Origin of the sequence: Pseudomonas sp. NPDC087690 (assembly GCF_044743175.1) — a bacterium.
Classification (GTDB): Bacteria; Pseudomonadota; Gammaproteobacteria; order Pseudomonadales; family Pseudomonadaceae; genus Aquipseudomonas.
Map to the genome: position 1 here is coordinate 115,894 of NZ_JBIUVX010000006.1, position 25,931 is coordinate 141,824.

Consider the following 25,931-nt stretch of genomic DNA (forward strand, 5'->3'; position numbering starts at 1 on the left):
AACGCTGCGGTCTCGGCGGCGTTTTGCGCGACGCTTTCCGCCGTCGAACTCATTTCGGTGATGGCGGTGACGGTCTGATCGGTTTCCGAGGCGTGACGCAGCAGGATCTGGCTGGTATGCGCCGAAGTACGTTGCAGATTGTCGAGGCTCGACGCCATGGCGCCGGTGGCCTGGGTGACTTCGCCGATCATGTTCTGCAGGTAAGCGATAAACGTGTTGACCGAATGGCCGATGGCGCCCAGTTCATCCTCGGCGCGAATGGTGATGCGTCGCGTCAGGTCGGCATCGCCGCTGGACAGCGAATCGATGTTGGCTTTCAACGCTTTCAGGCGCGAGATCAACTGGCGGATCGCATAGACCTGCAACAGCACCAGCAGGATCACCAGCGGGATTTGCAACAGGCTCAGGGTGCTGAGGACGTCATCACGTTGGGCAGTGAGCATTTTCGTTGGCAGGGCGGTGGCGAGGAACCACGGCGTGCCTTCAATCGGGCGCATAAAGAAGGTGCTGGCTTCGCCGTTGTTGTCGAACTCGACGCGTTGCGCCTGATCACGATTCTGCAGGCCGGCCTTGACCTGGCTGGCGAAGGTCGACGTGCCGGCCAGTTCGCTGATGTTCTTCAGCACGATCTGGCCGCTGATGCGCGAGCTGTTACTGATGATCTTGCCGTCGGCTTCAACGATGAGCATTTCGGCGTTGAGGTCTTTTTCCTTGCGCGCCACCAGATCGTTGAAGAAGCCGAGGGTGACGTCAATGGTCGACACGCCCCAGGCATTACCGTTTTTCTGGATGGCCATGGCGCAGTTGGTGCGTGGTTCGGCGCTGGCATCGTCCTTGTAGGCGGCGGCCCAGGCGCACTGACCGCGCGGTGTCGCCATGCCGCCCTTGTACCAGCTCTGGTCGAAATAGTTGGGCGCCGCGTCGCTGTTCCAGAAGGTGTTAACCGCCAATTTGCCCGAAGCATCGCGATGCCAGAACGTACTGAATTTGTTGCGCCCGGCTTCACGCTGCCCCGGCAGAGGCCAGATCCCGCCACCGAATACCTTCAACTCGCCGTATTGATCCACCAACCCCGGCAGCACCGTGTCGATCGCGGCGCTGTCGAGCAGCGGGATGGTCTGGGTGATGCTGCGTTGCTGCGCCTGCACTTTGTTCAACTCGCCCTGAATCTGCTCGGCGACTTCGGCGATGCGGTTGAGGACGACTTGTTCTTCGGTATGACGCAGTTTGGGCGCGACCAGTTGGCTGATGCCGACCACGGTCAACACCGACAACAGCAGGATGAACAGAACCAGAAACAGCGTGTAGCGAGCCTGAATGGTACGGAATGCGGGCATGGGGATCCGGTCCTTGAACTGCGATTCTTGTTAGGGGGCAAAGCGTTAAACAGTGCGGGTATCCCAGCGTATCGTCGCGCCGGCAAGAAGCTTGAGGCACTGGCGTACTAAAAAGATGGCGGCCGATGACTGGTCGGTATCAGCGTCGATACATTCAAGCGGGCTTGCCTGCTGGTCAGTGTCAAAAGCCGATTGTCCATCGACAGGCGCAGCCGCTCTGGCTCAACGTTTGTCGGCATTGGGGCTGTTTGTATCGGGAATGTACAAGATTTGTAAAAAAATGCAGAAAGAAGTTGGTGCCATCAGTTCGCCCGCTGATACTCGCGGCCATTAGAGGCGTTCAACACGGACATTTCATGGTCATTTCACAGGGAGTCTTCTCATGACGATCGGTATAGTCGGCGGCTGGCAGGCCAAGGCAGGGATTCTGGTACGCGACACCGGCGCAAAAAAACAAGTGTCCCAGAGCGTCAAGGTGCAGCAGATGCTCACCATGGTGGGCAACAACCCCACCGCGCTGAATACTGCCGAAATGGACAAGCAGGGTTTGCGCAAGGCTATCAAGGGTTTCGATCCATCCAATGTTTCGGTTAAACAATTGGGCAATCTGAGCGAACTCTTGCGAGGCCGCGGGCTGATCTCCGAGATCACTTCCTTTACGCTAAAGAACGCTGGCGACAAGTTCGATCGTTTTGGCGTGACGAAAGATATCGATGCGAAATTCAACGCGCTTGAGTATTTTGCGACCCAGCTCGATGCCATCCAGACCAATGGGCTCAATGGCAATGCCTACGGCAAGAGCCTGATTCCCGAGTTCAAGAAAGCGATTTACGTCCTGCAGAACCTGAAAACCTACGGTGAGGGCAACATGCCTAAACCTGTGGACAGTGGCGTCAAAGCCAAGGCGTAAAAACCACGGAAAAAGGCCCGCACAATCTCTTGGCGGGCCTGCCGGTCTTTCATTCAGCCAGCTTGCAGTTCGCTATTGCAGCAATCGGCGAAGCGCTGCTGTATTTGATCCTGCAACTGTTGCATGCGCGCGCAGTGCAATTGCAACTGGCGCGGCACGTAGTCCCGGTGAAACAGCGCCAGCCAACCTTCGCTGCGATCATCGGGGACAATTCCGGTGAATGTGAACCCTGCCATCGACAGGCTATGCAATGCGCCGGCAAATCCTTCTGCCAGCCTGAGCCTGATCGAAACCACCCAGTGAGCCGGCAATTGCCGCAGTTGCTGGAGCACGGCAATGCTCAACTGTTTGAGCACCATGTCATAACGCCCTGAACGTTGGTCGAAATGCATCGTTGGCCCGACCCAGGGTGATGGGGTTTTGCGGGTGCCAAATTCGTTGCACATCTGCTGCATGAAATCGGCGCAGCTGGCTGGCCAATCGAGCGATGGCAGCGGCCGCTCGTAGTCGTCGATGGCTCTGAAACCCATGACGATCGACTCTGGCAGCACCTCGCCAAATGGCGAAGGCGCGTAATCGGGTAACAATCCCGTGCTGTGAAACCCGAGCCTGTCGGCCATTTTTTGCGAGTAGGCGTGATGGGTCACTTGTTTGATCGTCACGCCACGGCAGCCCAGCGCTTGTGCATGGATCAACAATTGTTGCCCCAGCCGCGTGGCAATGTTTTGCCCGCGTGTCGCTGGATGAACCACGCTCAGCGCCAGTTCGGCGATCGGCGAGCCGGCATTTCTGAACAGTGTCGCGTGCCCGAGGATTTTCTTGCCGCTCACGGCCACCAGCGAATGCCAACGGCCATCGTCGTGGTTCTGGCTGATCATGTAGGGCAGATAAACGTGGGGTTGAACGTAGTGGTCGCCATAGACTGCACGGAACAGGCGGCTAACGGCCACAGCATCGGTGCTGCGGTAGTTTCTCAGGGTCACGGTGTCCATGCGTGCGGCTCCGGATAAGCATTGCCATAGATGCGCAGGTCGACGACTTTCTGGTGTTTGCCGGAACGTGGGTGACAAGCGAAATCCTCCCCGGCGCAGCTCACCACTTGCAGATCGAGTAATCCATCGGCAGTCAGTTGTTCGATCAACGGGTAGCGATCGATCAGCGCCGTGCGCAGGTCTGCGTTGACCTGCGCCGTGTCGAGGTGCAGCGCCGCGTGCCGCCATTTCAGGTGCAAGTCATCGCGATCATTCGAATGATCGAGCACCAGTTGCCATTCGCCTCCGGCAGCGATGCGTTGCACGATTTCGCCGATTTCTGCGGTCAGCAGGGTCATGCTGCCCACCCGCACACGCTGACTGTCCATGCTGCGCCCCATCAGGGCGAATTTTCGCATCGGTGTGCCACGAGGTTCTTTCCAACAGGCGAGGTCGCCCACCGGATAGCGAATCAGCGGCATGAGCCGACGCGTGAAATTGGTAAGGACCAGACGTCCCTTCCGCCCGCAATCCTCGATCACCTCACCGGTCTGTTCATCAAGAATTTCCACCACACTGTGGCGCTCGAGCATGCGGTGTTCGTCCAGGGCACAGTCACGGCTGCTGAAACCGATAAACCCAGCGTCGACACTGGCGTAACCGATCGAGGCGATTCGGGCGTTGGGAAAGACCCGGCGCAACAACAGCAATTGCCCGCCGAACAGGCTTTCGCCGCCATAAAGCAGGGTGTCGATACCTTCGAGCGTGCGCGATTTGCGCTCCAGCCAGGCGGCAAACGTCAGCAGGTGCGCCGGTACGCCGGCTAAAACGTTGATCCGGTATTGAGCAATCGAATCGGCCAACACTGCAGAATCGACGCTTCCGGTAAACGGAAATTCGGTGACGGCACTTCCCGTATGCGCGAGCGTATCGTGGACGAACACGAAACTGGCATACAGGTCGCCGACGAAAAACAGATTGGCAATGCGGTCGCCGTCATTCAGTTGTGCGGTGAGCTGAACGCCAAAGTCGCTGACCAGTGTCTGCCATTCGTCGCGGGTGAATACCGACAGTTTGCCGTTGCTGGTAGTGCCACCGGTCTTGAACACCAGCGCCTTGGCGAAGTTGCCTGTCAGTACTGGCCATTGATCAAGGTCATGGCTTGATTGCCAGTAAGTCTGCGGATCAATCAGCGGTAATTCACAGAGGCTCGTCAAACAGGACGGAACATTGTGTAAATGTTCGCGATAATAATTCGAATGCGCTCGAGCAAAGCCGACCAACTGGTTCAGTTCTATTGCAGCTGTCATGGTGTTCTCTTTAAGTAATGGCGCCAGTCCGGGTGCGGAGGCTGCACTTCAACGGCGCGCATCAATCAATAAAGGGGTTTTGCCGCTGTGCTTGTTGCGCTGGAATAACGCCGGTGGGCAGACCTCGACCTCCAGCTTCAGCAGTCCGCTGCGCAGCAGGGTTGCCAGAATGGAATAGCCTTGCAGGCGTTCGAGCACATCCGCCGGCTCGCGGGAACTGCGAAACAGCAGGCTTTCAACGCCGTCAGGCGCGTGCGCCATCAGCAATTGAAATTCGGTTTGCAGATGCTCGGCCAAGGTGTTCAGGCAAATGAAATCGGTGCCGATACGCACCAGCCGGCCATGTCGCTGCAATAGTTCGAAACGCGGCGACGTCAGGCCGCAATCACATGGGCCGGACAACCAGCGACCGCTGTCACCCACGTCATAACGCTGGATCGGCTGGCCTTCACGCGCTTTCGAGCTGAATAACAGTCGGCCGACTTCGTCGCCGACAACCGGCACATCTTCATTGAGCGCGACAATTTCCAGCGACTGGATATCGCTCAGCAGATGAAAAATGCCATCGCCCGTCGCGGCGCAGGCGTGGCCAAGCGGACCGGCATCGACGCTGCCATAAACGGCCGAACGCACGCTCTTGACGCCGCAACTTTGCAGCAGCTCACGGCAGGGCTCACTGAGGTGTTCACCGCCAAGGAAGACTTTTTCGACCCCGTCGTAGTCGCGCAACGTTTGCTGCTCGTTGAGGAACAAGCGGTGCAGGGTGCTCGGCATGCCGATCAACACTGTTACACGTTGTTCAACGATCAGTCGGGCAATCTCGCTGTAATCATCATCGGCCGGTGCGCCCATCGGCAGGTGCGTGGCGCCCAGCAATTCCAGCACTTTGGCGAAACTGAAAAAACCGCCATAGAGGCCGCCGCTGAAGAACAGGTTCATCACCCTGTCGTGGCGTGGATCGAGGCCTGCGGCGAACAAACCGTCGGCGGTCGCACGCATTTGTCGCTGGAAGTCGCGATGACTGAAGCCTGACAATGTCGGCGTGCCACTGCTGCCTCCCGAACGGAAATACAACTGCGCTGCCGCGTTGGCCGGCCGATCGATGAAGGCTTGTTTATCCATGATCGGCAGGCCGCTCAGACCTGATGCCTCAGGCTGCGGATCGAGCGTCGCGTGAGTCGTCAGCAAGGTTGCCGGCAAGCTGACCGAGACGCGGCGGCTCAGGCGTTGCAGGGCATACACGCCGTCATGGGGTTCGCCGTCGTAACCGTCATGAATGGCATTGATCGGCGCAATGCGCGTGACGCCAGCAGCTATCAAGGCGCGCGACAGTTCGCCGATCTGTGCCTGGGGACATATCAGCGCACAGCTCTGCAGCACGTTTCGCCAATCCAGCAGGTCGTGTGCCAGGCGTGAACGCGGCAGCGGCTTGAGCAGCAGCGTGCGAAACAGCGGGGAGGGGCTCAGCGCCTGATCGTGAGTCCAGATCACGCGCCAGCCAGGTGCGCTCCAGACTTCGGCGGTCAGCTCGGAAAAACTCTGGCCGAGCCGCGTCATCGCTACACGGCTGGTGATTTCCGAAGCCTCCTGCAGCGTCGGCAACAACACTGGCCAGCGTTCGACACGCCGGCCGAATGCTTCAGCCAATGCCGCGCCGATGTGCTTGAGCACGTCCGGCTCGTCACTGTCGACCAATAACCACTGGGGGCTCGAACACGCCTGTTGATCGAGTCGGCAGACTTCGTCGACGATGGCATCCAGCGCTGTTTCGGAGGCCGAATCGGGCGTCATGTAGACGAAACTGATGCGATGTCCCCAGTCGATCCAGCGGCACCCGGAAGGCAGGTGTTGACGAATGGCCTGCAACGCCGCTGCGCCACCCCATGCGGCAACGCCGTTGGCCCGCTTGCACAGTTGACCGATTTGCGCGGTGGTCACCGGCAACACAGCGAGGTAATGACCAAGCTGACCGCTTGGATCGCATTGCACCAGTGCGTTGAGCAAGCGTGCACTCAGGCCTTGATCGCTGCTGCTGGGCCGCAGCCAGTTGATGTTGCCGGCCAGCAGGCTCTCGATGATTGCACAGAACGCCAGCATTGGCGCGTTCGCCGGGGTGATGTGCACTACCAGCCCGAGCGGGCTCCAGTTCTCGAAGCGCGCTTGCGTGTAATCGAGGCGCCGCAGGGAGCCGGGCTGGTCGCCGAGTTCCCGTTCAAGTTTGCTCTGCAGCGCCTGAGGCTGGCAAAACCCGATCAATGCCTGGCGCTGTTCTTCATCCAGCACGACGTTGCTGTCGCCGCTGCACAGTCGCTCGGCAAACCGCGCTGCCGCTTCAATTACCGTGCTGCTGTGCAGAGGGGTGGCCAGATGATGCGGCAACGCGTCATGCAGTTGTTCCAGAGCCATGTCGAGAGCGTAATCGGCGTGCAGTTGTCCGTTGATCAAATACATATCAATGCCCTCCGAGCAATTCAGCCGCAGCCATCGCGCAGCTTCTGCTGGCGCTGGTGCCGGCACGTCCGTGCAGTTCGAACCAGTCGGCGCTCAATCCGCAGCCGCAGCTTGTACCGGCATGCAGGGTGGCGAGATCACTCATGACCACCGCATGGGCGGGGCTTGAGGAGATGTAAGGTGAAACGAACCCAAGCAGGCCGCGCCGGCCATAGGGCAAGACGCTGAAGTCGACCGGGTCGCGTACATAGGCTTTGGCATACACCGGTACATGGAAGTGGTGGTGACTGCATTCGATATATGGCACTGCATGTTCGACCGCGCCGTAGCCATCACGGCAATGCGCGCTATCGATGCCCAGTTGCTGGTGGATGCGTGCATACAGCTGCGCTTTGGGGACTTCCTCGGTGGCCCGGGTTTTCCAGCCTCCACCAAAAAACGCCAGAGAGCCTGATGGCAATTGCAGGTCTTTCACGGAGGTTGCCTGCATATGCTCAAGGGTCTGCCAAAGGAAGGCGGGGAAACCGAAAATCCGTACCGGCAAACCTTCATCGGCAAACGACTGCAAAGCGGCGGTCACTCCGAACACATCGAATTGATGTCCGTCGCCAGTGTTGCGCAACGCATAGGCGACTCGATTGGTTTTCGCAAAACGACACAGGAACTGGTCGGTGTAGGAGGTTCCCAGGCTGATTTGCCCCTGCGGTTCATAGCTCAACAGCAGGTAGTTGCACGGTGTGTCCGGGGTGTTCCAGCCGTAATGCTGGAAAATCCGCTCGACCATGTATTGCGCACCGGCAATGCTGCGCTCGTCATAGCGCATACGGCTTTTCTGGCCGCTGGTGCCGGAGGAAGTCAACTCCATGGCGTTCTCTCCCGTTGAGCTGAGCAGCAATTTTTGCTTGAAGAAGTTGGCGAAGATCGCCGGCAAACGCGACCAGTCATCGAGACTGTCCAGATCGCTGGCCTGCAAGCCGTTGGCATTCAGCCAGTGCTGGTAGCCCGGTGTCTGCTGACAATGAAAGTGACTGATTTCAGCCATCGCCCGGTCGAACAGACCGGCCGGCACGGAATCGGCGCAATAGGGCTGCGGCAACGCACACAGCGCATCGCCCAGGGGGAAGTGATTAATCATCAATATCCATCATCCAGAAGGAAGCAGGGGGGAGTGCACCCGGTCAGGTGCGTAGAACCCGCTGCAACAGGGGCAGGCACAACAGGCCACCGATGGCGGCCCACAATCCAAAGAGTTCGAGGCTGGCGCCGCCTCCGAGTGTCGCCATCAACCAGCCGCTAGCGCCCATGACAGCGATCGAAAGCATGCCGATCATGGCTGACACCAGGCCTTTGCTGTCATCGCTGGCAAACAGGGCGATTCGATACAGCACCGCGTTGCTCATGCCCAGGCCGACCGCATACACCGCCAGCGCTGTGACCAGCGCCGGCACGGATTCGTCAGTCAGCATCGAGCCGAGCAGGGCAAGCAACCCCAGGCAGTAAGGCCAGAGCGCCAGGCGAATCAAGCGCGGTAGTGCGTGGGTTGGCAGCAGTCGATCCAGTAGCAGGTTGCCGACAATGACGGCGGCAAACACCGGTATTTGCCACAGGCCATATTCCACGGCAGACAGGCCTTTCCATTGCATCAACAGCAGGGGGGCAAGGCCGATCCAGGCAATCAGTGGCAGGCTCATGAAACCCAGCGCAAGGCTTGCGCTAAGGAAGGTGCGATTGTGCAGCAGCGCTGCGTAGCGTCGTAAGACGTGCCTCAATGACAGCGGCGTTGGCGCCAGGTGCACGCCATCATTGCGCTGCGCGCCAATGGTTTCCGGCATGCACGACAGCAATAACAGCCAGGCCAATGCGGTGGCTAACCCCAAGCCGAAAAACAGCTGCCGCCAACTCAACCATTCCAGCAACAGGCTGCCCAACAAGGGTGCGAGTAGCGGGGACAGCAATGCAACGTTGCCGAGCAACGCCATGAGTCGCACGGCATCGCCCTCGCGAAAAACCTCCTGCAGTGCCGGATAGCTGACGGCGACGACAAAACCCAGGCCCATGCCCTGGATCAGGCGCAATACGTTGAATGCTTCGATCGAGCGCGTTGCGGTGGCCGCCGTAATGGCTACACCAAACAGAGCGCAGCCGATCAACAACAAGCGTCGTCGCCCAAAACGATCGGATAACGGCCCGATCAGCCATTGCAGGCAGACTCCGCCGATCAGGTAAAGATTGAATGCATTCGGTACGTGGCGGGCGTCTGCTTCGAACTCCTGAACCACGCCGAGCATGGCTGGCATGATCATGTCGCTGGCCATGTAGGTCAAAAGTTCGAAGAGAGTAATGGCCAGGCAAAATCCAATGATTTTTACCGGACCAAGGACGATGAGTGTTCTCTGCATTGCAACCTTTTCTCTTCTGTCAAAAACCTGTTGCATAGCCTAGGAGTGCTGGGTTTGGTGGCATAACACTTTGCTGCGACAGAAGATTTCAAAAAGTACCTGCTTGTTTCGGCACTCCTCCGCGCTCGCTGGCGGCTCCTTGATAAAATCTGAAGCAAAAAAAAATGCCCACCAGAAGGCGAGCATTTTTTGCTTTTGAATCAATGGGAGCAGCCATCACTCAGCGGGGCGAGCAATCCTGTTCTATCGATGGTAGTAGCCAGGACCACCGCCATAATAGCGATGATGGTCAGCGTGCCACCCGCCGTGGGGAAATATGATGCAACCACTCAAGGTCAGCACGGCAAGCAGGGGAATCAGCCAGGCGATTCGACGGAACATTTCTACAATCCTCATGGTTACGCCGCCATGAAGCCAAAACTCTTCAGCGGCTGTAACATGAGACTCCGGCAATTGTCGCGCATCCCCGAAACAAGGTATGTGCCTGGCATGCAAGCGGATACGAACCGGATACATTCCAACGCTTCAGGAAACTGCAATGACTCAGTCGCAACGCTTGAAATACTCGATTCTGATCGCCCTCATGGTACTGGCGATCATGCTCGGCCTGTCCTGGCTGCAAAACGCCGGGACGATCAGTGAGAAAACGTTCCAGTACATCGCCATTGGTGTGGCGGTAATCGTGGTAGTGATCAATGGCGTGATGCGCCGCAAGGTCAAACCCTGACGGCGACTGCGCTTTGCATCACTCGTTGTCGAGAATCGCAGCAGCCTGCGGGTGCAGGCTGTAGCTCTTGTCGGCGTTGATGGTGATCACGCCTTCGGCGCACAAACGCTTCAATACTTCGCGCACGCTGAGAAACGACAACGGAATGTCCAGGTCGAGCAATTGGCTGTGCACGCCACGTACGCCAAGGCGACGCTGGCTTTGCGCAGCGCTCAGCAGCGCGTCAATGACCTTCAGACGAATCAGGCTGGTGCGCAGTCCGAAGCTTTTGAGCAGCAGGCGGATTCGCTCATTGCCGTGACGCTCGATCCTTTGTCCGAAATCGCTGGCGCTGGGGCCCATGGAAGCTCCTTGTGGCGCCTGGCTACCTTCCGTTGGTAGTTGCGAGTTGTACATACGGTGACTCCTTTTCAGGACCTGATCAGGAAAGGGTTTTTTAGTGCTCTCTCTAAACAAGACGTTTCAGCACGGCAAATCATGAAGGGCAATATGTATAAAATTTGTCGCTTATTTGTCGTTTCCCCGTAATCACGGCACCACATTGCTGTCGGCCGGCCTAAATTTTTTTTCGCCGATTCGTTTCCTGAACAGCCGCAATGCGCCCAGGCGCGTGCATGAATTTCAGATCGGCTCCGGCGAAACAGGTATTTTCAACGCCATGCCCGGGCCGATCCTTGCCTTATCGATCAGGAGCGAGCGTGATTATTTCCAGGCAGTTAACCGGGTTGGCCCTTGCTGGCATGTTTCTCGGGCTGAGTCTGTCAGCCCATGCGCTCAGTCCCGCCACGCAGGCCAGCGCCGATATTCGTCGCACCGCTTTTGGTGTGCCGCACATTCGCGCCGAGAACGAGCGCGGCCTGGGTTTCGGTATTGGCTACGCCTATGCGCAGGACAACCTGTGCTTGCTGGCCAATGAGATCGTTACAGTGAACGGCCAACGCTCGCGTTATTTCGGCCCGGACCAGTTCACTGTCGAGGAGCGTGAAAACCGGGTCAGCGATGTGTTCTTCACCTGGCTGAACACGCCCCAAGCAGTGCAGGCATTCTGGCAGGCACAACCCACCGAGGTGCGCGACCTGATGCAGGGTTATGTCGCCGGCTATAACCACTATCTCGCCGAGCGTCGTCAGCAAGGGTTGCCGCAACAATGCCAAGGTGAATGGGTCCGTGATATCGCCACCGAAGACCTGGTCAAACTGACCCGTCGTCTGCTGGTTGAAGGCGGTGTCGGGCAGTTCGCCGAGGCTCTGGCCGGCGCCACACCGCCGCAATCCAGTGCGCAGGTCGTGCAGCAATCACACACCTGGCAACTGGCCGATACGCGTCAACAACGCTTTGCCCTGGATCGCGGCAGCAACGCAGTGGCGGTGGGCAGCGAGCGCTCTTTCAATGGCCGAGGGATGTTGCTGGCCAACCCGCATTTCCCTTGGGTCGGTGGTATGCGTTTCTATCAGATGCACCTGACCATTCCTGGCAAACTCGACGTCATGGGTGCTGCGTTGCCGGGGTTGCCAATGATCAACATTGGTTTCAATCAACATCTGGCCTGGACCCACACGGTCGACTCTTCCAAGCACTTCACCCTGTATCGCCTGCAACTCGATCCGAAGGATTCGACGCGCTATCTGCTGGACGGCAAATCACTGCCGCTGAACAAGCAGACGGTGACCGTGCAGGTCAAACAGGCGGATGGCCAGGTCGTGCCAGTGTCGCGTGATATCTACAGTTCGCAGTTCGGGCCGATCGTACAGTGGCCGGGCAAGCTTGACTGGGATCATCAATACGCGTTCAGCCTGCGCGATGCCAACCTCGAAAATGACCGGGTGCTCAATCAGTGGTATGCGATGAACCGGGCCGCGAATCTCAAGGATCTGCAGGATTCGGTACACAAGATTCAAGGCATTCCGTGGGTCAATACACTGGCGGTAGATGACAAGGGCCAGACGCTGTACATGAACCTGTCAGTAGTGCCGAACGTCAGCGCCGACAAGCTCGCCAAGTGCAGTGATCCGCGTGCCGGCTTGCGGATGATCGTGCTGGATGGTTCTCACAGCGGCTGTGCCTGGGATATCGATCCGCAAGCCGCGCAGCCGGGCATTTATGCCTCCAGCCAGTTGCCGCAATTGCTGCGAAAAGACTTCGTCCAGCATTCCAACGACTCCGCGTGGCTGGCCAACCCGGTGCAACCGCTGACAGGTTTCTCGCCGCTGATCAGTCAGGACAGCCAACCGCTGGGCATGCGCTCGCGCTTCGCCCTGAATCGCCTCGCCTCGCTGGAGAAGAAAGGTCCGTTGGCGGTGCAGGATCTGCAACAGATGGTGATGGACGACAACGTCTATCTGGCGAGCCAGGTATTACCGGACCTGCTGAAATTCTGCGCGAATGACCTTGGTGCGGACGCGAGCAAACTGAAGCCGGTCTGCGCCAGCCTCCAGGCCTGGGACGGCCGCGCGAACCTGGACTCCGGCAGCGGCCTGGTGCATTTCCAGAACATCATGCAAACCCTGCAGGAATCACCGCAGATCTGGCGTGTCGCGTTCGACCCGAAGGCCGCGCAAAGCACGCCGCGCGGGCTTGCCATCGAACAGCCTGACGTCAGCAAAGCCGTGCGCGAAGCGATGTTGGCCTCGCTCGAACTGAGCAGCAAAATGGGCATCAAGCCTGATACCCGCTGGGGCGATATTCAAGTGGTCAGCAGTGGCGGTCAGCAAACCGCGATTCATGGCGGGCCAGGTACTCTCGGCATCTACAACGCCATTCAGAGTGTCCCGCGTGAAGACGGCAAACTCGAAGTGGTCAGCGGTACCAGCTATCTGCAAGTGGTGACCTTTGATGACAAAGGGCCGCACGCTCAGGGGCTGCTGGCCTTCTCGCTGTCCAGCGATCCGGCGTCGAAATACTCGCGTGACCAGACCGAAGCGTTTTCGAAGAAACAATGGAGCGTCTTGCCCTTCACTCAACAGCAGATCGAAGCCGATCCGCAGTATCAGGTACAGACCATCAGCGAGGCGGCAGATAAAGCGGCGAAGGTGGCTGCGCAGTAAGCCTCTGCACGGGTATGAGAAAGCCGCCGTCCTCTGATTGAGGGCGGCGGTTTTTTTTACTGACAATTGTCTGTGGCGCCGGACCTGGTCGGCATGCAGTGCTCTGTTTTAGGGCTGTGCAGCAGCCGGAACATTCCAGGTGGCGAAGGATTTGAAGGGCTGAACCGAGATTTGCATGGGGCTGCTGCGCAACCCATCGGGGATAAATCCCCACGCCACAGGTGCTGTCAGGGCTTCGGTGGATGCTTGGGAATCGAGTTGATTACCGGATTGCCTTCAGCATTGCGGGTCAGGTAGACCGGCAACACTTTGGGCAGGGAGTTGACGAGGCCGTTGATCTCTTTGATGTTGTAAACGCCGCCCACGCGGATCGCGCCGGTGCTGGTGTCGGCGAGCATCAGCGGGTTGTTCAGATAGCGGTTGATCAGGGGGAGCGCTTCGTTCAGTGCGAGGTTGTCGAGGACCAGTTTACCGTTGCGCCAGGCCATTGAGTTGTCATTGGCGTAGGTCTGGCTGATTTGCGGCGTGTAGTCGCCATGCCTGTACTGCGCCCGCATCGACGGGCCGAGACGCAGGCCATCGCCGTGCAATGCCGTGTTGCTGGTGACCAGCACCGAGCCTTCGACCAGATTGACGCGTACCAGATCTTCGTACATCCACACGTTGAAGCGAGTGCCGGTGACGCGGATTCGACCTCCGGCAGCCTTGACGATGAAGGGGTGCGTGACGTCGTGACTGACGCTGAAAAACGCTTCGCCCTTTTTCAGGGTGACCTGGCGCTCGTCCTTGTAGTTGCTGTAGGTCAGCTCAGTATTCAGGTTCAGTTCGACCTGACTGCCATCGTTCAAAGTGACCTGGCGGACATTGTCCCTGGCTTCGAAATGCTGATAGCTGTTGGGCAGCCAGCCCATGTTCCATCCGGTGTAGGCGGCCAGCGGCAGGCCCAGCGCGAATACGCAGGCGGCGACGGCGTATGGATGCCAGGCCGGGGCCGGTTTTATGGCCGGCAGCGTTTCGACGGGTTCCGGACGCGGCAGATGCTCGGCGACGTCCCAGATTTCCAGCATGGCTTCATATTCGAAGGCATGGAGCGGATGCGCATCGCGCCACTGCTCGAATGCCAAACGCTCCTCGGCGGAGCAGTCGACTGCGTGCAGACGCATGCACCAATGCGCGGCGGCATCGGTGATCGCATCGTATTCGGCTTCCGAGAGGGTGTCTTCGGTCATTGACTCATCCTGGTTTGCTGCATTCTAACCTTGCGAACCGTTGGTCGAGAACAACCGTCATGGCAATTACCCATCAATTTGGAACTTATTTTCCTCGCCGACACCCAAAAACAGGACGTCTGAGGAACATCATCCATAAATGGAGTGAAAAAATGATCAAAAGAACCTTCGCAGCTTTCGTGGCCACTGCCGCCTTGTTGAGTGCCGGCGCGGCCATGGCCGACCGACCGGGTGCGGGATGGATCACCATCGAGAAGGCTATCGAGATTATCAAGACCAAGGCCGGTTACGTCGAAGTGTATGAGATCGAGGCCGACAACAACGGCTACTGGAAAGGCGAGGGGCGTAAAGCCGATGGCGTGGTCTACGAGTTCCGCATCGACGGCGCCTCGGGCAATGTGTTGCGCGATCAGAAAGACTGATATCACCGCGTAATAAAGCGATGCGCAGGCACCCTTGCCTGCGCATTTTTTGTCTGTCAGCTCAGCGCTTCATTCGGGCTGGTAACCGGGTCAAGTTGCCGACCCATTTCGCAGATCAGAAAAGCGATCGAATCGGCGTTGCGCAAAATTGTGTCGATGCGCGGGTGTGGATTGGATCTGCTCAGAAATGCCGTTCGCGCATCCTCGACGGTTGGGCTCTGCGTGACTTTGAGAATTTCCTTGGCGACATGCTCGATACCTGGAATCTCATCGAAGCTGATCCACTCCTGCAGTTCATTGCTCCAGCGTGCAAACAGCTCCTCGCGCGGTGTTTCGAGTGACAGGGCTTCGCGCTGGAATCGCGTCTGGTTTTCTTTCATCGCCGCGCCGTAACCGGTAATGGTGGCAATCAGGTCACTGAACGGCCGCCGGGCTTCGAGGGACGCGATGTCCACTGCCTTGTTGGCCTGATGGGCGAATTCATGGATCAGCGTGGATGCCTGGGCATGCCCCTCGACGTTGAACGGCTGGGTGAGGCCGACCTTGTACCAGTCGAGTTCCTGGTTGAAGAACTTTTCGGTGAAATGCACCATTTTCCGCGAGTCGTCATCAAGCACGAAGGCGATCAGCCCGCTGTTGCTGTATTTGTTCGAGCCGACGACGAAGCGGTCGGTGTTCATCAGGTCTTCGGTAGGGTCGACCAGGGCATTGCAGATCGGCACGATGGTCTTTTTGATCTTGGCGAGAATGTCGGCATCGATGCGTTGCACGCCGAAGAACGATTTGAGGAACGTGTCCAGTCGCGTCCCGGGGGCGTGGTTTTTCAGTTGTGCCATGTTGTGCAGGCTGTTGAGCGCATAGTACCGGGCCATGTCGACGGCCTGGGTCAACATCCGTGCCTTTTCCGGGTGCCTTGCGCGAATCTCGGCCATGCCCTGAGCCTGGATGTTCAACCAGACCCGGGCTTCTCGCTCGTTGGCGTGGCGGTTGTACATTTTGGACAAGGCTTTGCCGAAATGCACGGTGTGCCGGTCGGTATCGATAATCAGCTGTCGGGATGCCGTGTGTTGCAATACCGGGCCTGCCTGTTCGGCTCCCTTGATCTGCCAGACCGCTCCAGGCTTCTCCACTGGATAGACCTTGCCGGCGATCGGCGCATAGAGGGTTTTCGTCGGCAGATCCTCATAGGTGCCATCCGCCACTTTATGCGTCAGGTCTTTCAACGCAACCGTGGGTGTTTCGAACGTTTGCAGATTAGTGCGAGACGCCGCAGTGGGGCGAATCTCCTGCCATTTAGGCGCGCTGGGCGTTGTTGCGACGGGCTCCTGCTGAATCGATGCTTCTTTTGTAATCAATGTCGATTCCAGTGACAGCCGACCGAGAGAGATCATTTCCGCAGCGCCGGCAATGAACGTTTCCAGTGCGCGCTTCCAGTGATGATCCTGTAGCGCCTCGGCGGAGTTCATGGCGTCCTTGAAGGCTTGCCAGAGAAACTGCACATAGGCGAGTTTGCCCGGCAGCAGTCCGCGAACGAGTTTGATGCCGGAGCTGAAGAGGTTTTTCGCCACTTCCCAGTCCTCTTGTGCCGACGGCAACGAATGACTGCTCAGCAAGCGTGGCAACAAGGCAAGGTTGTCACTGAACAGTTGCATCAGCGCATTGCCGTCGACAGCTTTTGACGCCAGGGTGATTTCGCTGGTTTGCCCGATACTGTCCTTGAACAGCGCGCCGAATATCGATTGTTCGCTGGCGGGCAACCGTCGCAGCAGCAAGTTCTGTAGTGCCCCCGGAATGTTGAGGGCGGAGATGACAGCAGCTTCATCGGCAAATTCGCTGAACGCTTGTTCACCGTGGTACGGCGTATACAACACTTGTGGCCCGGGTTTGCCGGATGCGGGGCCGATCAGGTACATGCCAAGAGCGGTGACGGCTTTTGCTCCGGCGGTTTTGATCAGCGCCAGTGGACGCAACAGCGCATCGGCCCCCGGCACCCTTGCGCGCGCGGTGGCATCCGGCATGTCGAGTACCTGAGTGATCAGGTCGAAGGCCATAGCGCTCAACCGCTGTTGCAGTTTCAATTGATGAGCGTGTTGCAGCAGTTGCCAGGGCAACTGACGGACATAGCGCTGTTGGCGCGCTTGTGCATCGCTATTTTTGGCTGAGAGTGCGCTGGTAAGCTTGTTGGCGAACGTCGAGCCGATATCCAGCGATAGCAGCAGACTGCGGATTGCTTGCTGGTCGATATTCTTCGGCAGCACGGCGTTCGTACCCGACGTCACCTTGAAGCTGGTTTGCTGAGCGGTGTGGCTATGATTCAGGGCGAAATCGGTGAGGCTCATGGCAGGGCCGGCCAAGGCCAGCACCGGGGTGATCGCGATGTGCCGGGGATCAAGGTCCGGTGCCTGGAAACGGCTGGACAACAATGACTGCAGGGTTTGCTGAACATAGTCATGCAGGGTCGGCAGCCCGTGCAGATAGTCTTTGTCATCAGTGACGCTGTTGCACCACTGCTCAAGTATTTCGAGGTGCAGTTGCTGATCGCCAAGTGCGGCCATGCCCAGCCATACCGGCAGCGACTGTTGCCTGCCGAGGGCTTTGGCCAATGCGCTGGCGTGATGCAGATTGCTGTCGATCACTTGCAGGCTCAGGGTCTTGAGTGCTTGATCTTCTACCGATTTCTGCAGTTTCAGGTCACGTAGCCATTTACCTCGCTGGAGAAAGTGTTCGATCGTCGATTGCATGCGGTCATGCAGCACGTTTTCGCTGATCAAATGGAAGTCAGCGAAACGGAAATTCTGGTGAAAACCTTGGCTGAGTGGTGAGAGATTCTCCAGCAATAGCAGACGTTTTTCCGGGCTGAGCAGGCGCTGGTTCAAGGCTTGCCGCGCTGTATCAATCGAGCCGAAGACTTCGAGGCCCAGCGCCGGGGTCCACAATATAGCGTGCCCAGAATGCTGATTATCGAGGCCACCGCGCTCGGTCAGCAGGAGACAGTTCGCCAGTGGCGAAAGCTCGCTCTGGCCGGTGGCCTGCAAGCTGAGTGAAAAGACATCGGGACGGAAGCCGTTAAGGCCCTTGCGTCGAGCGCGGTCAGGTTGGCCGGGGTTGAACACCGTGTCGACAATTGCTTGCTCATGATGCTGCAGCGTACCGTTGAGTACGCGGACTCTGGCCTCACCGGTCATGCCGACAAACAACGCATGCGCCAGCTTGTCTTTAATGTTGCCCAGGTACTGGGTTTGCAACGCTGACGTTGTTAGCGGCTGTGCAAAAAATTCGTCGCTGATGGCGCTCAGCACACTGGTGAACGTCTTGAATTCGGCCGCCGCCCTATCCGCTGTCACCATCGATGGCAGCAGGCTGCCACTGAGCGCCGGGCGGGTAGTCCAGCGCTCGTCAGTATCGAGTGAGAGCAGGCGATCATGGAGCATCGAGCGGACATCCAGCGCTTTATCGAACAGCGCGCGGATGTCTACTGCACCGTCACTGTGACGAAATACCTGCAAGGCATATTCGATGTTCTGGCGTTGCTTGGTGATGATGCCGGACAGCAGCACGGCAAAGATGTCGCCAGCGATCACTTCACCTGAGACATGAGGTTCGTCGAAGCCAAGAAACTTTTGGCGTTCCTCCAGGCTCAGCAAACCGTAAAGTTCCTCCTCATGGCCGGCAGCGCTGAACTTGCTCAGCAGGGTATTTTTCAGATCCTGATAATCCGCGAGCACCTGCAAACCCTGAGATGGGGTGTACAGGCAGGCGTCGGTGTGGCTGAACATCAGCGAACCTGCCAGCTCGACGAAGTTGGGCTGGTATTCCCACAAACGCACGGTTTCCAGCGTGGCTAACCGGGGGGAATCGCTATCGGGTTCGATCCATGCCAACAGGCCTGCGCATTTTTGCGCGTCGATGATGCCCGCCTCGCGCTTGAGCATAATATCGGTGAGCGCCTGCTGGCGGAGGGCCTGAGTGAAGAAGGCATGGCGCGTATGGCCATCGGCGCTTGCGCCGCTCCAGTAAACCTCCATCTGTTTGTACAGCTGCGCCAGCAGGTTGACGGAGACGTTTTTGACTGCGCTCTCCCAATGCATTTGATCGTCAGCCTCGGCCAGCCGATGCGGATGGGAAAATACATGGGTCTGATCGGCGGGCCATCTGCCATGGCGGTAATACAGGAGCACGGCATCAGCCAGTGTCATTGAATCGGGCCAGCGTCTCGGGCGGGTTGCTTCCGGGCTGTCTGCGCCTGCGTGAAAATCGAGACGGGTCTGCGTCTGATTCACACCCGGCATCGTTGATGCCAGCAGGTCGGCGAGGATGTTCTCAAGCAGCGTGCCGAGCGCGGGCAGGTGCAGCAGTTCGTCGAGCAAGGCCTGGGCATTGAGACTTTGGCAGTGTTCGAGGGCTGCGCGTTGATCATCGAATATATCGCCGTCGATGAGCTGGGGGGTTACGGTTATACCGCGCTTTTCCAACAGATATTTACGTTGCGACAGGGCGAGAAACGCCAGTAACCGATCCTCTTCGTCAGCATCGTTGAGGCGCTGTTCGAGGTGCTCGGTCAGGACCTTGAGGCTGGCGAACTTCCGCAATCCTTCAAACGGCGTGTAAAGCAGGAAGGCGCGGTCTTCGGGAGTGGTGCTGAGGATGAAACTGCCTGCCAGCGGTAGCGCCGGTGATTCTGCGGTGTTGAGCAGCAAGCGATGGACAAGCATGGGCGGCGTTTGCTGACTGCGCAGGGCCTGGGTGGCCAGTTTTACATGCTGCAGCCAGTTGAAGTCCTGGATGGACAGGTCGTGTGCAGTGCGGAGTCCGGCCCATAGGCCAGGAGAGTCTAGAAAAAAGGGGAACAGCAGCGGAGGAACGGAAGCGGGCATTGTCGGGTCTCGATCAGGCGCCGTTGAGTGCGCCGGTGAATTGAGCGGCCAGACTAAAAGCCTTGCGATGAGAGAGGGTGGTACATAGTTACCGCACGTTAGAGGCTCGAATGTGCATGGGCGCTTCGGCGAGCGCTTCGGAACGGTTGACAGCACCCGGGCCTGACGTGGTTAATCGCAGGGCAAGCTATTAGTACGCTGTTGTTCCCTCCAATAATTAGTCTGGAGCTTCAGATGTCTGCGCCACACGATGCTGTGTCTTCTGCTGTCTCGCCCGCGTTGTCGCTCGAAGCGCTGACGCAGTTGCTCGAAAAGGTTTTCCTGCGCCACGGAACGTCCGCGCTCGTCGCCCGCACGCTGGCGGCCAACTGTGCCGGTGCCGAACGTGACGGCGCCCACAGTCACGGCGTGTTTCGTATCCCCGGTTATGTTTCGACACTTAAAAGCGGATGGGTCAACGGTCAGGCCGTGCCGCTGGTTGAGGACGTGGCGTCCGGGTTCGTGCGGGTCGATGCCGGCAACGGCTTTGCGCAACCGGCGCTTGCGGCGGCCCGCCCGCTATTAGTGGAAAAGGCACGCAGCGCCGGGATCGCGGTGTTGGCAATTCGCAATTCCCATCACTTTGCCGCGCTCTGGCCGGACGTCGAGCCTTTTGCCGAAGAAGGTCTGGTGGCGCTCAGCGTGGTCAACAGCATGACCTGCGTGGTGCCGCACGGCGCCGACCGGCCGCTGTTCGGCACAAATCCGATCGCATTCGCGGCCCCGCGTGCCGGCGGCGCACCGATCGTCTTCGACCTGGCAACCAGCGCCATCGCCCATGGTGATGTGCAGATCGCCGCGCGCAAGGGCGAGCGCTTGCCACCGGGTATGGGCGTGGACGGCCTCGGTCAGCCGACCTGCGATCCGAAAGCCATTCTTGAGGGCGGGGCGTTGCTGCCATTCGGCGGGCACAAGGGCTCGGCGCTGTCGATGATGGTGGAGTTACTCGCGGCGGCATTGACCGGCGGCCATTTTTCCTTCGAGTTCGACTGGTCGAATCATCCGGGCGCGCGGACGCCATGGACAGGTCAGTTGTTGATCGTCATCGATCCGAGCAAAGCCGCGGGGCAGGACTTTGCCGCGCGCAGTCAGGAGCTGGTGCGACAGATGCATGGGGTGGGATTGAAGCGTTTGCCGGGCGATCGCCGCCATTTGCAGCGCACCCGCTCAATGGCCGAAGGCATTGTGCTGGATGAGCAAACCTTGGCGCAGTTGCGCGAATTGGCCGCGGATTGAGTGCGTTCCGGACACGAAAAAGGCGAGCCACGGGGCTCGCCTTTTTCTTGTCTGTTACATGCTCGCGATGATTCAACGACGACCGAGCAATAACCCGACCACCAGGCCGAAGCCCGCCGAGATTGCCACTGTTTGCCACGGATGACCGCCAATGTAGCTCTCAGTGGCATCGACGGCCGGCTTGGTGCGGTCGCGCACGCTGGAAACCGAGTCCAGCGCCTGCTGCAGTTTCAGGGCAATTTGCCCGCGCAGGGTTTCCGCTTCTTCACCGACCAGCGATGCGCTGCTCTTGAGCAGTTTGTCCGACTCTTCGATCAGAGCCTGAAGTTCGCTGAAGGCCTGATCCTTGATTTGGTCTTCGGCCGCTTGAACGGCGGATTTGCGGGCCATTGGGTGACTCCTTACAGGTGAATGGACAGTGATCAATGGAGTGTGACGCAGCGTAAAAAGTTGCACTGAATTTAGGTCATGAATAAAAACCTGCGCAGGAGATTTCCGTCGAGCGTGTAAGATGTCGCCATTTTACGCAGCAGGATAATTCCCCATGAGTTTCAATCTGGCCGACAAATCCCTCGCAGAGCGCGCAGCGCTGGAAGATGAGAAATCCCGTCTGTTCGAACTCTGGCAGAACAATCTGGGCAAAGCCAAAGGCGAGGCCGCGCGGCTGTTCGGCGAGCGCGGCAAGCGTAAAGGCAAGTGGGCCGAGTGGGTGCGTGCGGAGCTGGACGGCATGTCGCCGCCGGAATTCGCCAATATGGTGCGCAGTGAAGTCAATCGCCTGATGGCGGCGAACAAGTAAGGCTTTTTACCTGAAGCTGGCGGCAATCGCCTCGCGCACTTTGACGACCACTGGATCGATCTGCGTACTGGTCCGCCAACCCAGCTCGATCGGATAGCGCGGCAAGTTCAGCGGGCAGGGCAGTAATGCCAGACCGCTGAGCGCAGCGATACCCTCGGCGGCGTGCGTCGGAATCGTCGCCACTGCCTGACTGTCCTTGAGCAGATAGGGCAGCGCCGCGAAGTGCGTCGTCGACGCGCATACCCGGCGGCTCAGGCCCAGCGCGGCCAGGCCTTCGTCGGTGATACCGATAAACCCGCCGGACGACACCAGAAGGTGCTCGCGAGCGACAAACTCCTCCAGAGTGATTTGCTGCTGCCCCGGCGCAAGGCTCGCCGGGTCGACCAGGCAGGCGTAACCCCCTTCACCCAATACCTGCCGGCTGAGCAGGCGTTCAGCAAAGCCGCCGGCGGTGATTGCCAGGTCGATACTGCGTTCCATCAACGCCCGCGCGACGATCTGACTGTGGGTCTGGCGGAAGATCAGCCGCAGTTTCGGTGCACTGCGGGCGATTTCCTCGATCAAGCGACGACCATAGGCAATCTCAAAATCATCCGACAGGCCAACCGTCACCGAGCGACCTTCGTACTGATTGGCGGCCGGGTCGACCATGGCCAGGCTTTGCCGACATTTGTTCAGCGCCTCACTGACCACCGGTTTCAGTTGATTGGCCCGGAGTGTCGGCGCCAGACCACGGCCGGTACGCACGAACAACTGATCATCATAGACCTCGCGCAATCGACGCAGCGCCGCGCTGACCGCCGATTGAGTCACGTTCAGACGCAGGGCCGCGCGGCTCGCGCTCGATTCCTCGTGCAGGGCTTCGAAGACTTTCAGCAGGTTGAGGTCGACGTTGGCGATATTCATTTGGCTCATATCATTCAGCAGTGATCAGGGCTTTATTCATGATCCCTTGGCGCCGGAGAATCAGCAACCTCTCAAGCTGATGGAGTGATCGCGATGCCCAGGTCAATTGTTGCAGCCCTGCAAATCGGCGCCTTGCCCGGCGGTAAAGGCCAAACCCTGGAACAGATTCTTGGTTGGGAAAACGCAATCATCGAAGCCGGCGCGGCACTGGTGGTGATGCCGGAAGCCGTGCTCGGTGGTTATCCGAAAGGCGAAAGTTTCGGCACGCAATTGGGCTATCGATTGCCTGAGGGGCGTGAGGCCTATGCGCGTTACTTCGCCAACGCCATCGATGTGCCGGGCGCGGAAACCGAAGCACTGGCCGGTTTGTCCGCACGCACCGGCGCCAATCTGGTGATCGGTGTGATCGAGCGGGCGGGCAGCACCTTGTATTGCACGGTGCTGTATTTCGACCCGCAAGCCGGATTGCTGGCCAGACACCGCAAACTGATGCCGACCGGCACCGAGCGGCTGATCTGGGGCAAGGGCGACGGCTCGACCTTACCGGTGCTCGACAGCCAGGTCGGCAAGCTTGGCGCGGTGGTCTGCTGGGAAAACATGATGCCATTGCTGCGCACGGCGATGTACGCCAAGGGCATCGAGGTCTGGTGCGCGCCGACCGTGGATGAGCGCGAGATGTGGCAGGTCAGCATGCGTCACATTGCGCATGAAGGGCGCTGCTTCGTGGTCAGTGCGTGCCAGGTGCAGGCGTCGCCGAATGATTTGGGGATAGACGTTGCCAATTGGCCGGCGGATCGGCCATTGATTGCCGGCGGCAGCGTGATTGTCGGGCCGATGGGCGATGTGCTGGCTGGGCCGTTGCGCGGTGAGGCCGGGCTGTTGACCGCCGAGATCGACACCGATGAACTGGTGCGCGCACGGTATGACTACGATGTGGTGGGGCACTATGCGCGGCCGGACGTGTTCGAGTTGACTGTGGATGAGCGCGCGAAACCCGGCGTACGCTTCAACACCTGATCGCTGACTTGCAACACCCTGTAGCTGCCGCAGGCTGCGGCAGCTACTACTCGTATCGCCTGGGCGTCGACCAATTTCAGCGGACGCAGGATCAGCCGCTCGGTGTCCAGCGTGGGGTGCCTTCCATAAACCTGCAGCCTCCATGATTGTGAGTAATAAAGCTTGGAGACTACGGCATTTTTACCAGGTCGCGGCAGTCGCCTTGGGCAGGCTCAGGGTGCCGCTGTCGACAAAGCGCATGGTGCCGAACACGCCACCGGCGAGCTTGCCGCGCAGCACGTAAGGCAGGTTGTCGAGGGTTTGCGTCTGGCTCAGGCCGAGTGTCTGGCGCAGTACCGAGAACGCCGAAACGCTGACCGGGACGCTGACGATGGTTTCCGAAAAACGCCCGATCGAGCCACTCTGATCGCTGACACCGGACGCCAGCGAATGGCCGTTGACCTCCAGATCCAGCGCGATGCCGTTGTAGTCGATAGCCGTTTCATTGGGGTTCTGTACGCGAATCTTGATCGCGAAGCGAACTTCCAGATCCTGGCTCGGCAAGGGTTCGAGGCCGACCACGTTGATGTTCACCGGATCACGGTTGGGGAACAGCGCACAGGCGCTGAGCGACAGCAGAAGCATTGACAGCATGACGGCGTGTAGGCGGCGCATGAACGGTCTCTCAACTAGAAAGGGCTGAACCGTTGCCGGTGCAGCCCTTTCTATCAAAAGGCCAGACGTTATCGGTTCAACTGTGCGACAGCCGCTGGCCGGGCAGGTTCACCCTTGGCCGGCATCTCCGGGTTTTCCATGACCTGAAGAATAGAAGCTTCCGGATCGAAATCGTCCTCTTCAAGCTCAATGAATTCTTCCGGCAGGAAGATATTCAGCACGATAGCGCACAACGCCCCGACGGTGATCGGCGATTCGAAAATGTTGCGCAGCGCTTGCGGCAGCTCACGCAGGACTTCCGGTACCGCCGCGATGCCCAGGCCCATGCCCAGCGAAATGGCAACGATGAGCATGTTGCGCCGATGCAGACCGGCTTCAGCGAGGATCTTGATACCGGCGACGGCGACGGTGCCGAACATCACCAGTTCGGCGCCACCCAGCACCGGTTTTGGCATCAACTGCAACACCGCGCCGATCATCGGGAACAGGCCCAGTATCACCAGCAGACCGGCAATGAAGAAGGCGACGTAACGGCTGGCCACACCGGTCAACTGAATCACCCCGTTGTTCTGCGCAAAGGTCACCATCGGCATGCTGTTGAACACCGCAGCCATAGCCGAGTTGAGGCCGTCGGCGAGCAGGCCGGACTTGATGCGGCGGATGTACAGCGGGCCTTTGACCGGTTGCCGCGAGATCATCGAGTTGGCGGTCAGATCGCCCGCAGCTTCCAGCGGCGACACGAGGAAAATCACCGCGACCGGGACGAAAGCCACCCAGTCGAAATTGAAACCGTATTTGAACGGCACCGGTACGCTGACCAGCGGTACCTCAGGCATCGAGGCGAAATCCACCGTGCCCATCAACCAGGCCACCACGTAGCCAAGCGTCAGCCCGATGACGATTGCGCCCAGGCGCAGGAACGGCACGTCGACGCGGTTCAGCACAACGATCGTGCCGATCACCAGTGCCGCGAGAAACAGATGGCTGGATGCGCCCAGATCCGCTGCGCCAAAACCGCCGGCAATGTCGGTCATCGCCACTTTGATCAACGACAGGCCCATCAAGGTGATGATTGTGCCAGTCACTACCGGCGTGATCAGCATGCGCAGTTTGCCGATGAACTGGCTGAGCACCACTTCGATGAACGCGGCGAAGAAGCACACACCGAAGATTGTCGAGAGAATCTCGTCAGTGCCGCCGCCGCGAGCCTTGACCATGAATCCGGCGCTGAGAATCACGCTGATAAAGGAAAAACTGGTGCCTTGCAGACACAACAACCCCGAACCGACCGGGCCGAACCGCTTGGCCTGGACGAAAGTACCGAGGCCAGAGACGAACAGCGCCATGCTGATCAGGTAGGGGATTTCGCTGTGCAGGCCGAGGGCGCCGCCCATGATCAGGGTCGGGGTGATGATGCCGACAAAGCTGGCCAATACGTGTTGCAGCGCGGCAAACACGGTGGCGGTCAGGTGCGGACGGTCGTTGAGGCCGTAGAGCAGATCGTTGTTGCGTGGGACTTTTTCAGAGGCGGTCATGGTGTTTTGCGCGCCGTGAGGCGAGGCCGGGTCAGAAAATGGAGGCGCAGAATGCCGGAAGAGGGCAGCGA

The 25,931-nt window shown here is 58.9% G+C and carries 19 protein-coding genes and 1 pseudogene; 7 read left to right on the forward strand and 13 right to left on the reverse strand.

What is annotated here, in order from left to right; all coding sequences use genetic code 11:
• Positions 1 to 206 precede the first annotated feature (206 nt).
• Positions 207 to 1,337 (reverse strand): annotated as a pseudogene (locus tag ACIPIZ_RS10625) (cache and HAMP domain-containing protein); the annotation flags it as partial.
• 382 nt (positions 1,338 to 1,719) lie between these two features.
• On the opposite strand from ACIPIZ_RS10625, the gene ACIPIZ_RS10630 reads away from it, so the two are divergent.
• On the forward strand, positions 1,720 to 2,247 hold the full coding sequence (locus ACIPIZ_RS10630) for a hypothetical protein (RefSeq protein ID WP_064391098.1): 528 nt from the start codon (positions 1,720 to 1,722) through the stop codon (positions 2,245 to 2,247).
• Between the two features lie 53 nt (positions 2,248 to 2,300).
• Here the strand turns inward: ACIPIZ_RS10630 and ACIPIZ_RS10635 are convergent, their stop codons facing one another.
• The 5 genes from ACIPIZ_RS10635 to ACIPIZ_RS10655 are packed head-to-tail and all read right to left on the reverse strand — an operon-like array spanning position 2,301 to position 9,378.
• Entirely contained in the window at positions 2,301 to 3,239 is a 939-nt protein-coding gene (locus tag ACIPIZ_RS10635) for a GNAT family N-acetyltransferase (protein ID WP_401165236.1), read from the reverse strand.
• On the reverse strand, positions 3,227 to 4,528 hold the full coding sequence (locus ACIPIZ_RS10640) for a phenylacetate--CoA ligase family protein (RefSeq protein WP_401165238.1): 1,302 nt from the start codon (positions 4,526 to 4,528) through the stop codon (positions 3,227 to 3,229). Before ACIPIZ_RS10640 ends, ACIPIZ_RS10635 begins: the two co-directional genes overlap by 13 nt.
• 48 nt (positions 4,529 to 4,576) lie before the next feature.
• Positions 4,577 to 6,979 carry an aldehyde dehydrogenase family protein gene (locus ACIPIZ_RS10645; protein ID WP_401165240.1) on the reverse strand — a complete coding sequence of 801 codons (2,403 nt, stop codon included), beginning with the start codon at positions 6,977 to 6,979 and terminating at the stop codon, positions 4,577 to 4,579.
• Between the two features lies 1 nt (position 6,980).
• Positions 6,981 to 8,111 carry an acyl-protein synthase gene (locus tag ACIPIZ_RS10650; protein WP_401165276.1) on the reverse strand — a complete coding sequence of 377 codons (1,131 nt, stop codon included), beginning with the start codon at positions 8,109 to 8,111 and terminating at the stop codon, positions 6,981 to 6,983.
• 46 nt (positions 8,112 to 8,157) lie between these two features.
• Entirely contained in the window at positions 8,158 to 9,378 is a 1,221-nt protein-coding gene (locus tag ACIPIZ_RS10655) for an MFS transporter (protein ID WP_401165242.1), read from the reverse strand.
• Between the two features lie 538 nt (positions 9,379 to 9,916).
• Here ACIPIZ_RS10655 and ACIPIZ_RS10660 point away from each other — a divergent pair.
• Positions 9,917 to 10,105 carry a hypothetical protein gene (locus tag ACIPIZ_RS10660; protein ID WP_064391103.1) on the forward strand — a complete coding sequence of 63 codons (189 nt, stop codon included), beginning with the start codon at positions 9,917 to 9,919 and terminating at the stop codon, positions 10,103 to 10,105.
• Between the two features lie 18 nt (positions 10,106 to 10,123).
• On the opposite strand, the gene ACIPIZ_RS10665 is transcribed toward ACIPIZ_RS10660, so the two are convergent.
• Positions 10,124 to 10,501 (reverse strand): fe2+ zn2+ uptake regulation protein, encoded by a 378-nt coding sequence (locus tag ACIPIZ_RS10665; protein WP_064391104.1) that lies wholly within the window; start codon positions 10,499 to 10,501, stop codon positions 10,124 to 10,126.
• A 302-nt stretch (positions 10,502 to 10,803) separates the two neighbouring features.
• Here ACIPIZ_RS10665 and ACIPIZ_RS10670 point away from each other — a divergent pair, with 302 nt between their 5' ends.
• Positions 10,804 to 13,149: an acylase gene (locus ACIPIZ_RS10670; protein ID WP_401165244.1), complete on the forward strand. Its 2,346-nt coding sequence runs from the start codon at positions 10,804 to 10,806 to the stop codon at positions 13,147 to 13,149.
• Positions 13,150 to 13,376: 227 nt separating this feature from the next.
• Here ACIPIZ_RS10670 and ACIPIZ_RS10675 read toward each other — a convergent pair whose 3' ends face one another.
• Positions 13,377 to 14,378 (reverse strand): FecR family protein, encoded by a 1,002-nt coding sequence (locus ACIPIZ_RS10675; protein WP_122855144.1) that lies wholly within the window; start codon positions 14,376 to 14,378, stop codon positions 13,377 to 13,379.
• 152 nt (positions 14,379 to 14,530) lie between these two features.
• On the opposite strand from ACIPIZ_RS10675, the gene ACIPIZ_RS10680 reads away from it, so the two are divergent.
• Complete coding sequence (locus ACIPIZ_RS10680) at positions 14,531 to 14,800, forward strand: PepSY domain-containing protein (protein ID WP_064391107.1); 270 nt, start codon at positions 14,531 to 14,533, stop codon at positions 14,798 to 14,800.
• Between the two features lie 56 nt (positions 14,801 to 14,856).
• Here ACIPIZ_RS10680 and ACIPIZ_RS10685 read toward each other — a convergent pair whose 3' ends face one another.
• Entirely contained in the window at positions 14,857 to 19,674 is a 4,818-nt protein-coding gene (locus tag ACIPIZ_RS10685) for a dermonecrotic toxin domain-containing protein (protein ID WP_401165246.1), read from the reverse strand.
• A gap of 234 nt (positions 19,675 to 19,908) precedes the next feature.
• On the opposite strand from ACIPIZ_RS10685, the gene ACIPIZ_RS10690 reads away from it, so the two are divergent.
• On the forward strand, positions 19,909 to 20,949 hold the full coding sequence (locus ACIPIZ_RS10690; RefSeq protein WP_401165248.1) for an Ldh family oxidoreductase: 1,041 nt from the start codon (positions 19,909 to 19,911) through the stop codon (positions 20,947 to 20,949).
• A gap of 72 nt (positions 20,950 to 21,021) precedes the next feature.
• Here ACIPIZ_RS10690 and ACIPIZ_RS10695 read toward each other — a convergent pair whose 3' ends face one another.
• A complete protein-coding gene (locus ACIPIZ_RS10695) occupies positions 21,022 to 21,339 on the reverse strand; it encodes a YqjD family protein (RefSeq protein WP_016982860.1) in 318 nt (105 codons plus the stop codon).
• A gap of 154 nt (positions 21,340 to 21,493) precedes the next feature.
• On the opposite strand from ACIPIZ_RS10695, the gene ACIPIZ_RS10700 reads away from it, so the two are divergent.
• Positions 21,494 to 21,748 carry a hypothetical protein gene (locus ACIPIZ_RS10700; RefSeq protein WP_007917411.1) on the forward strand — a complete coding sequence of 85 codons (255 nt, stop codon included), beginning with the start codon at positions 21,494 to 21,496 and terminating at the stop codon, positions 21,746 to 21,748.
• Between the two features lie 6 nt (positions 21,749 to 21,754).
• Here ACIPIZ_RS10700 and ACIPIZ_RS10705 read toward each other — a convergent pair whose 3' ends face one another.
• The gene (locus tag ACIPIZ_RS10705) at positions 21,755 to 22,663 is read right to left on the reverse strand and encodes a LysR family transcriptional regulator (RefSeq protein ID WP_150648680.1); all 909 of its coding nucleotides are present in this window, start codon (positions 22,661 to 22,663) and stop codon (positions 21,755 to 21,757) included.
• A gap of 84 nt (positions 22,664 to 22,747) precedes the next feature.
• On the opposite strand from ACIPIZ_RS10705, the gene ACIPIZ_RS10710 reads away from it, so the two are divergent.
• Positions 22,748 to 23,671, forward strand: a complete 924-nt coding sequence (locus ACIPIZ_RS10710; protein ID WP_064391111.1) for a carbon-nitrogen hydrolase family protein — start codon at positions 22,748 to 22,750, stop codon at positions 23,669 to 23,671.
• Positions 23,672 to 23,851: 180 nt separating this feature from the next.
• Here ACIPIZ_RS10710 and ACIPIZ_RS10715 read toward each other — a convergent pair whose 3' ends face one another.
• Positions 23,852 to 24,325: an LEA type 2 family protein gene (locus ACIPIZ_RS10715; protein ID WP_253484190.1), complete on the reverse strand. Its 474-nt coding sequence runs from the start codon at positions 24,323 to 24,325 to the stop codon at positions 23,852 to 23,854.
• A 68-nt stretch (positions 24,326 to 24,393) separates the two neighbouring features.
• Complete coding sequence (locus ACIPIZ_RS10720) at positions 24,394 to 25,860, reverse strand: nucleobase:cation symporter-2 family protein (protein ID WP_105708168.1); 1,467 nt, start codon at positions 25,858 to 25,860, stop codon at positions 24,394 to 24,396.
• Positions 25,861 to 25,931: the final 71 nt, after the last annotated feature.

Excerpts from the sequence above, each read along its gene's own strand:
- ACIPIZ_RS10645 (WP_401165240.1), bottom strand. The coding sequence starts at position 6,979 with ATGTATTTGATCAACGGACAACTGCACGCCGATTACGCTCTCGACATG.
- ACIPIZ_RS10635 (WP_401165236.1), bottom strand. The coding sequence starts at position 3,239 with ATGGACACCGTGACCCTGAGAAACTACCGCAGCACCGATGCTGTGGCC.
- ACIPIZ_RS10720 (WP_105708168.1), bottom strand. The coding sequence starts at position 25,860 with ATGACCGCCTCTGAAAAAGTCCCACGCAACAACGATCTGCTCTACGGC.
- ACIPIZ_RS10680 (WP_064391107.1), top strand. The coding sequence starts at position 14,531 with ATGATCAAAAGAACCTTCGCAGCTTTCGTGGCCACTGCCGCCTTGTTG.
- ACIPIZ_RS10690 (WP_401165248.1), top strand. The coding sequence starts at position 19,909 with ATGTCTGCGCCACACGATGCTGTGTCTTCTGCTGTCTCGCCCGCGTTG.
- ACIPIZ_RS10630 (WP_064391098.1), top strand. The coding sequence starts at position 1,720 with ATGACGATCGGTATAGTCGGCGGCTGGCAGGCCAAGGCAGGGATTCTG.
- ACIPIZ_RS10715 (WP_253484190.1), bottom strand. The coding sequence starts at position 24,325 with ATGCGCCGCCTACACGCCGTCATGCTGTCAATGCTTCTGCTGTCGCTC.
- ACIPIZ_RS10655 (WP_401165242.1), bottom strand. The coding sequence starts at position 9,378 with ATGCAGAGAACACTCATCGTCCTTGGTCCGGTAAAAATCATTGGATTT.
- ACIPIZ_RS10675 (WP_122855144.1), bottom strand. The coding sequence starts at position 14,378 with ATGACCGAAGACACCCTCTCGGAAGCCGAATACGATGCGATCACCGAT.
- ACIPIZ_RS10660 (WP_064391103.1), top strand. The coding sequence starts at position 9,917 with ATGACTCAGTCGCAACGCTTGAAATACTCGATTCTGATCGCCCTCATG.
- ACIPIZ_RS10640 (WP_401165238.1), bottom strand. The coding sequence starts at position 4,528 with ATGACAGCTGCAATAGAACTGAACCAGTTGGTCGGCTTTGCTCGAGCG.
- ACIPIZ_RS10685 (WP_401165246.1), bottom strand. The coding sequence starts at position 19,674 with ATGCCCGCTTCCGTTCCTCCGCTGCTGTTCCCCTTTTTTCTAGACTCT.
- ACIPIZ_RS10710 (WP_064391111.1), top strand. The coding sequence starts at position 22,748 with ATGCCCAGGTCAATTGTTGCAGCCCTGCAAATCGGCGCCTTGCCCGGC.
- ACIPIZ_RS10665 (WP_064391104.1), bottom strand. The coding sequence starts at position 10,501 with ATGTACAACTCGCAACTACCAACGGAAGGTAGCCAGGCGCCACAAGGA.
- ACIPIZ_RS10705 (WP_150648680.1), bottom strand. The coding sequence starts at position 22,663 with ATGAGCCAAATGAATATCGCCAACGTCGACCTCAACCTGCTGAAAGTC.
- ACIPIZ_RS10700 (WP_007917411.1), top strand. The coding sequence starts at position 21,494 with ATGAGTTTCAATCTGGCCGACAAATCCCTCGCAGAGCGCGCAGCGCTG.
- ACIPIZ_RS10695 (WP_016982860.1), bottom strand. The coding sequence starts at position 21,339 with ATGGCCCGCAAATCCGCCGTTCAAGCGGCCGAAGACCAAATCAAGGAT.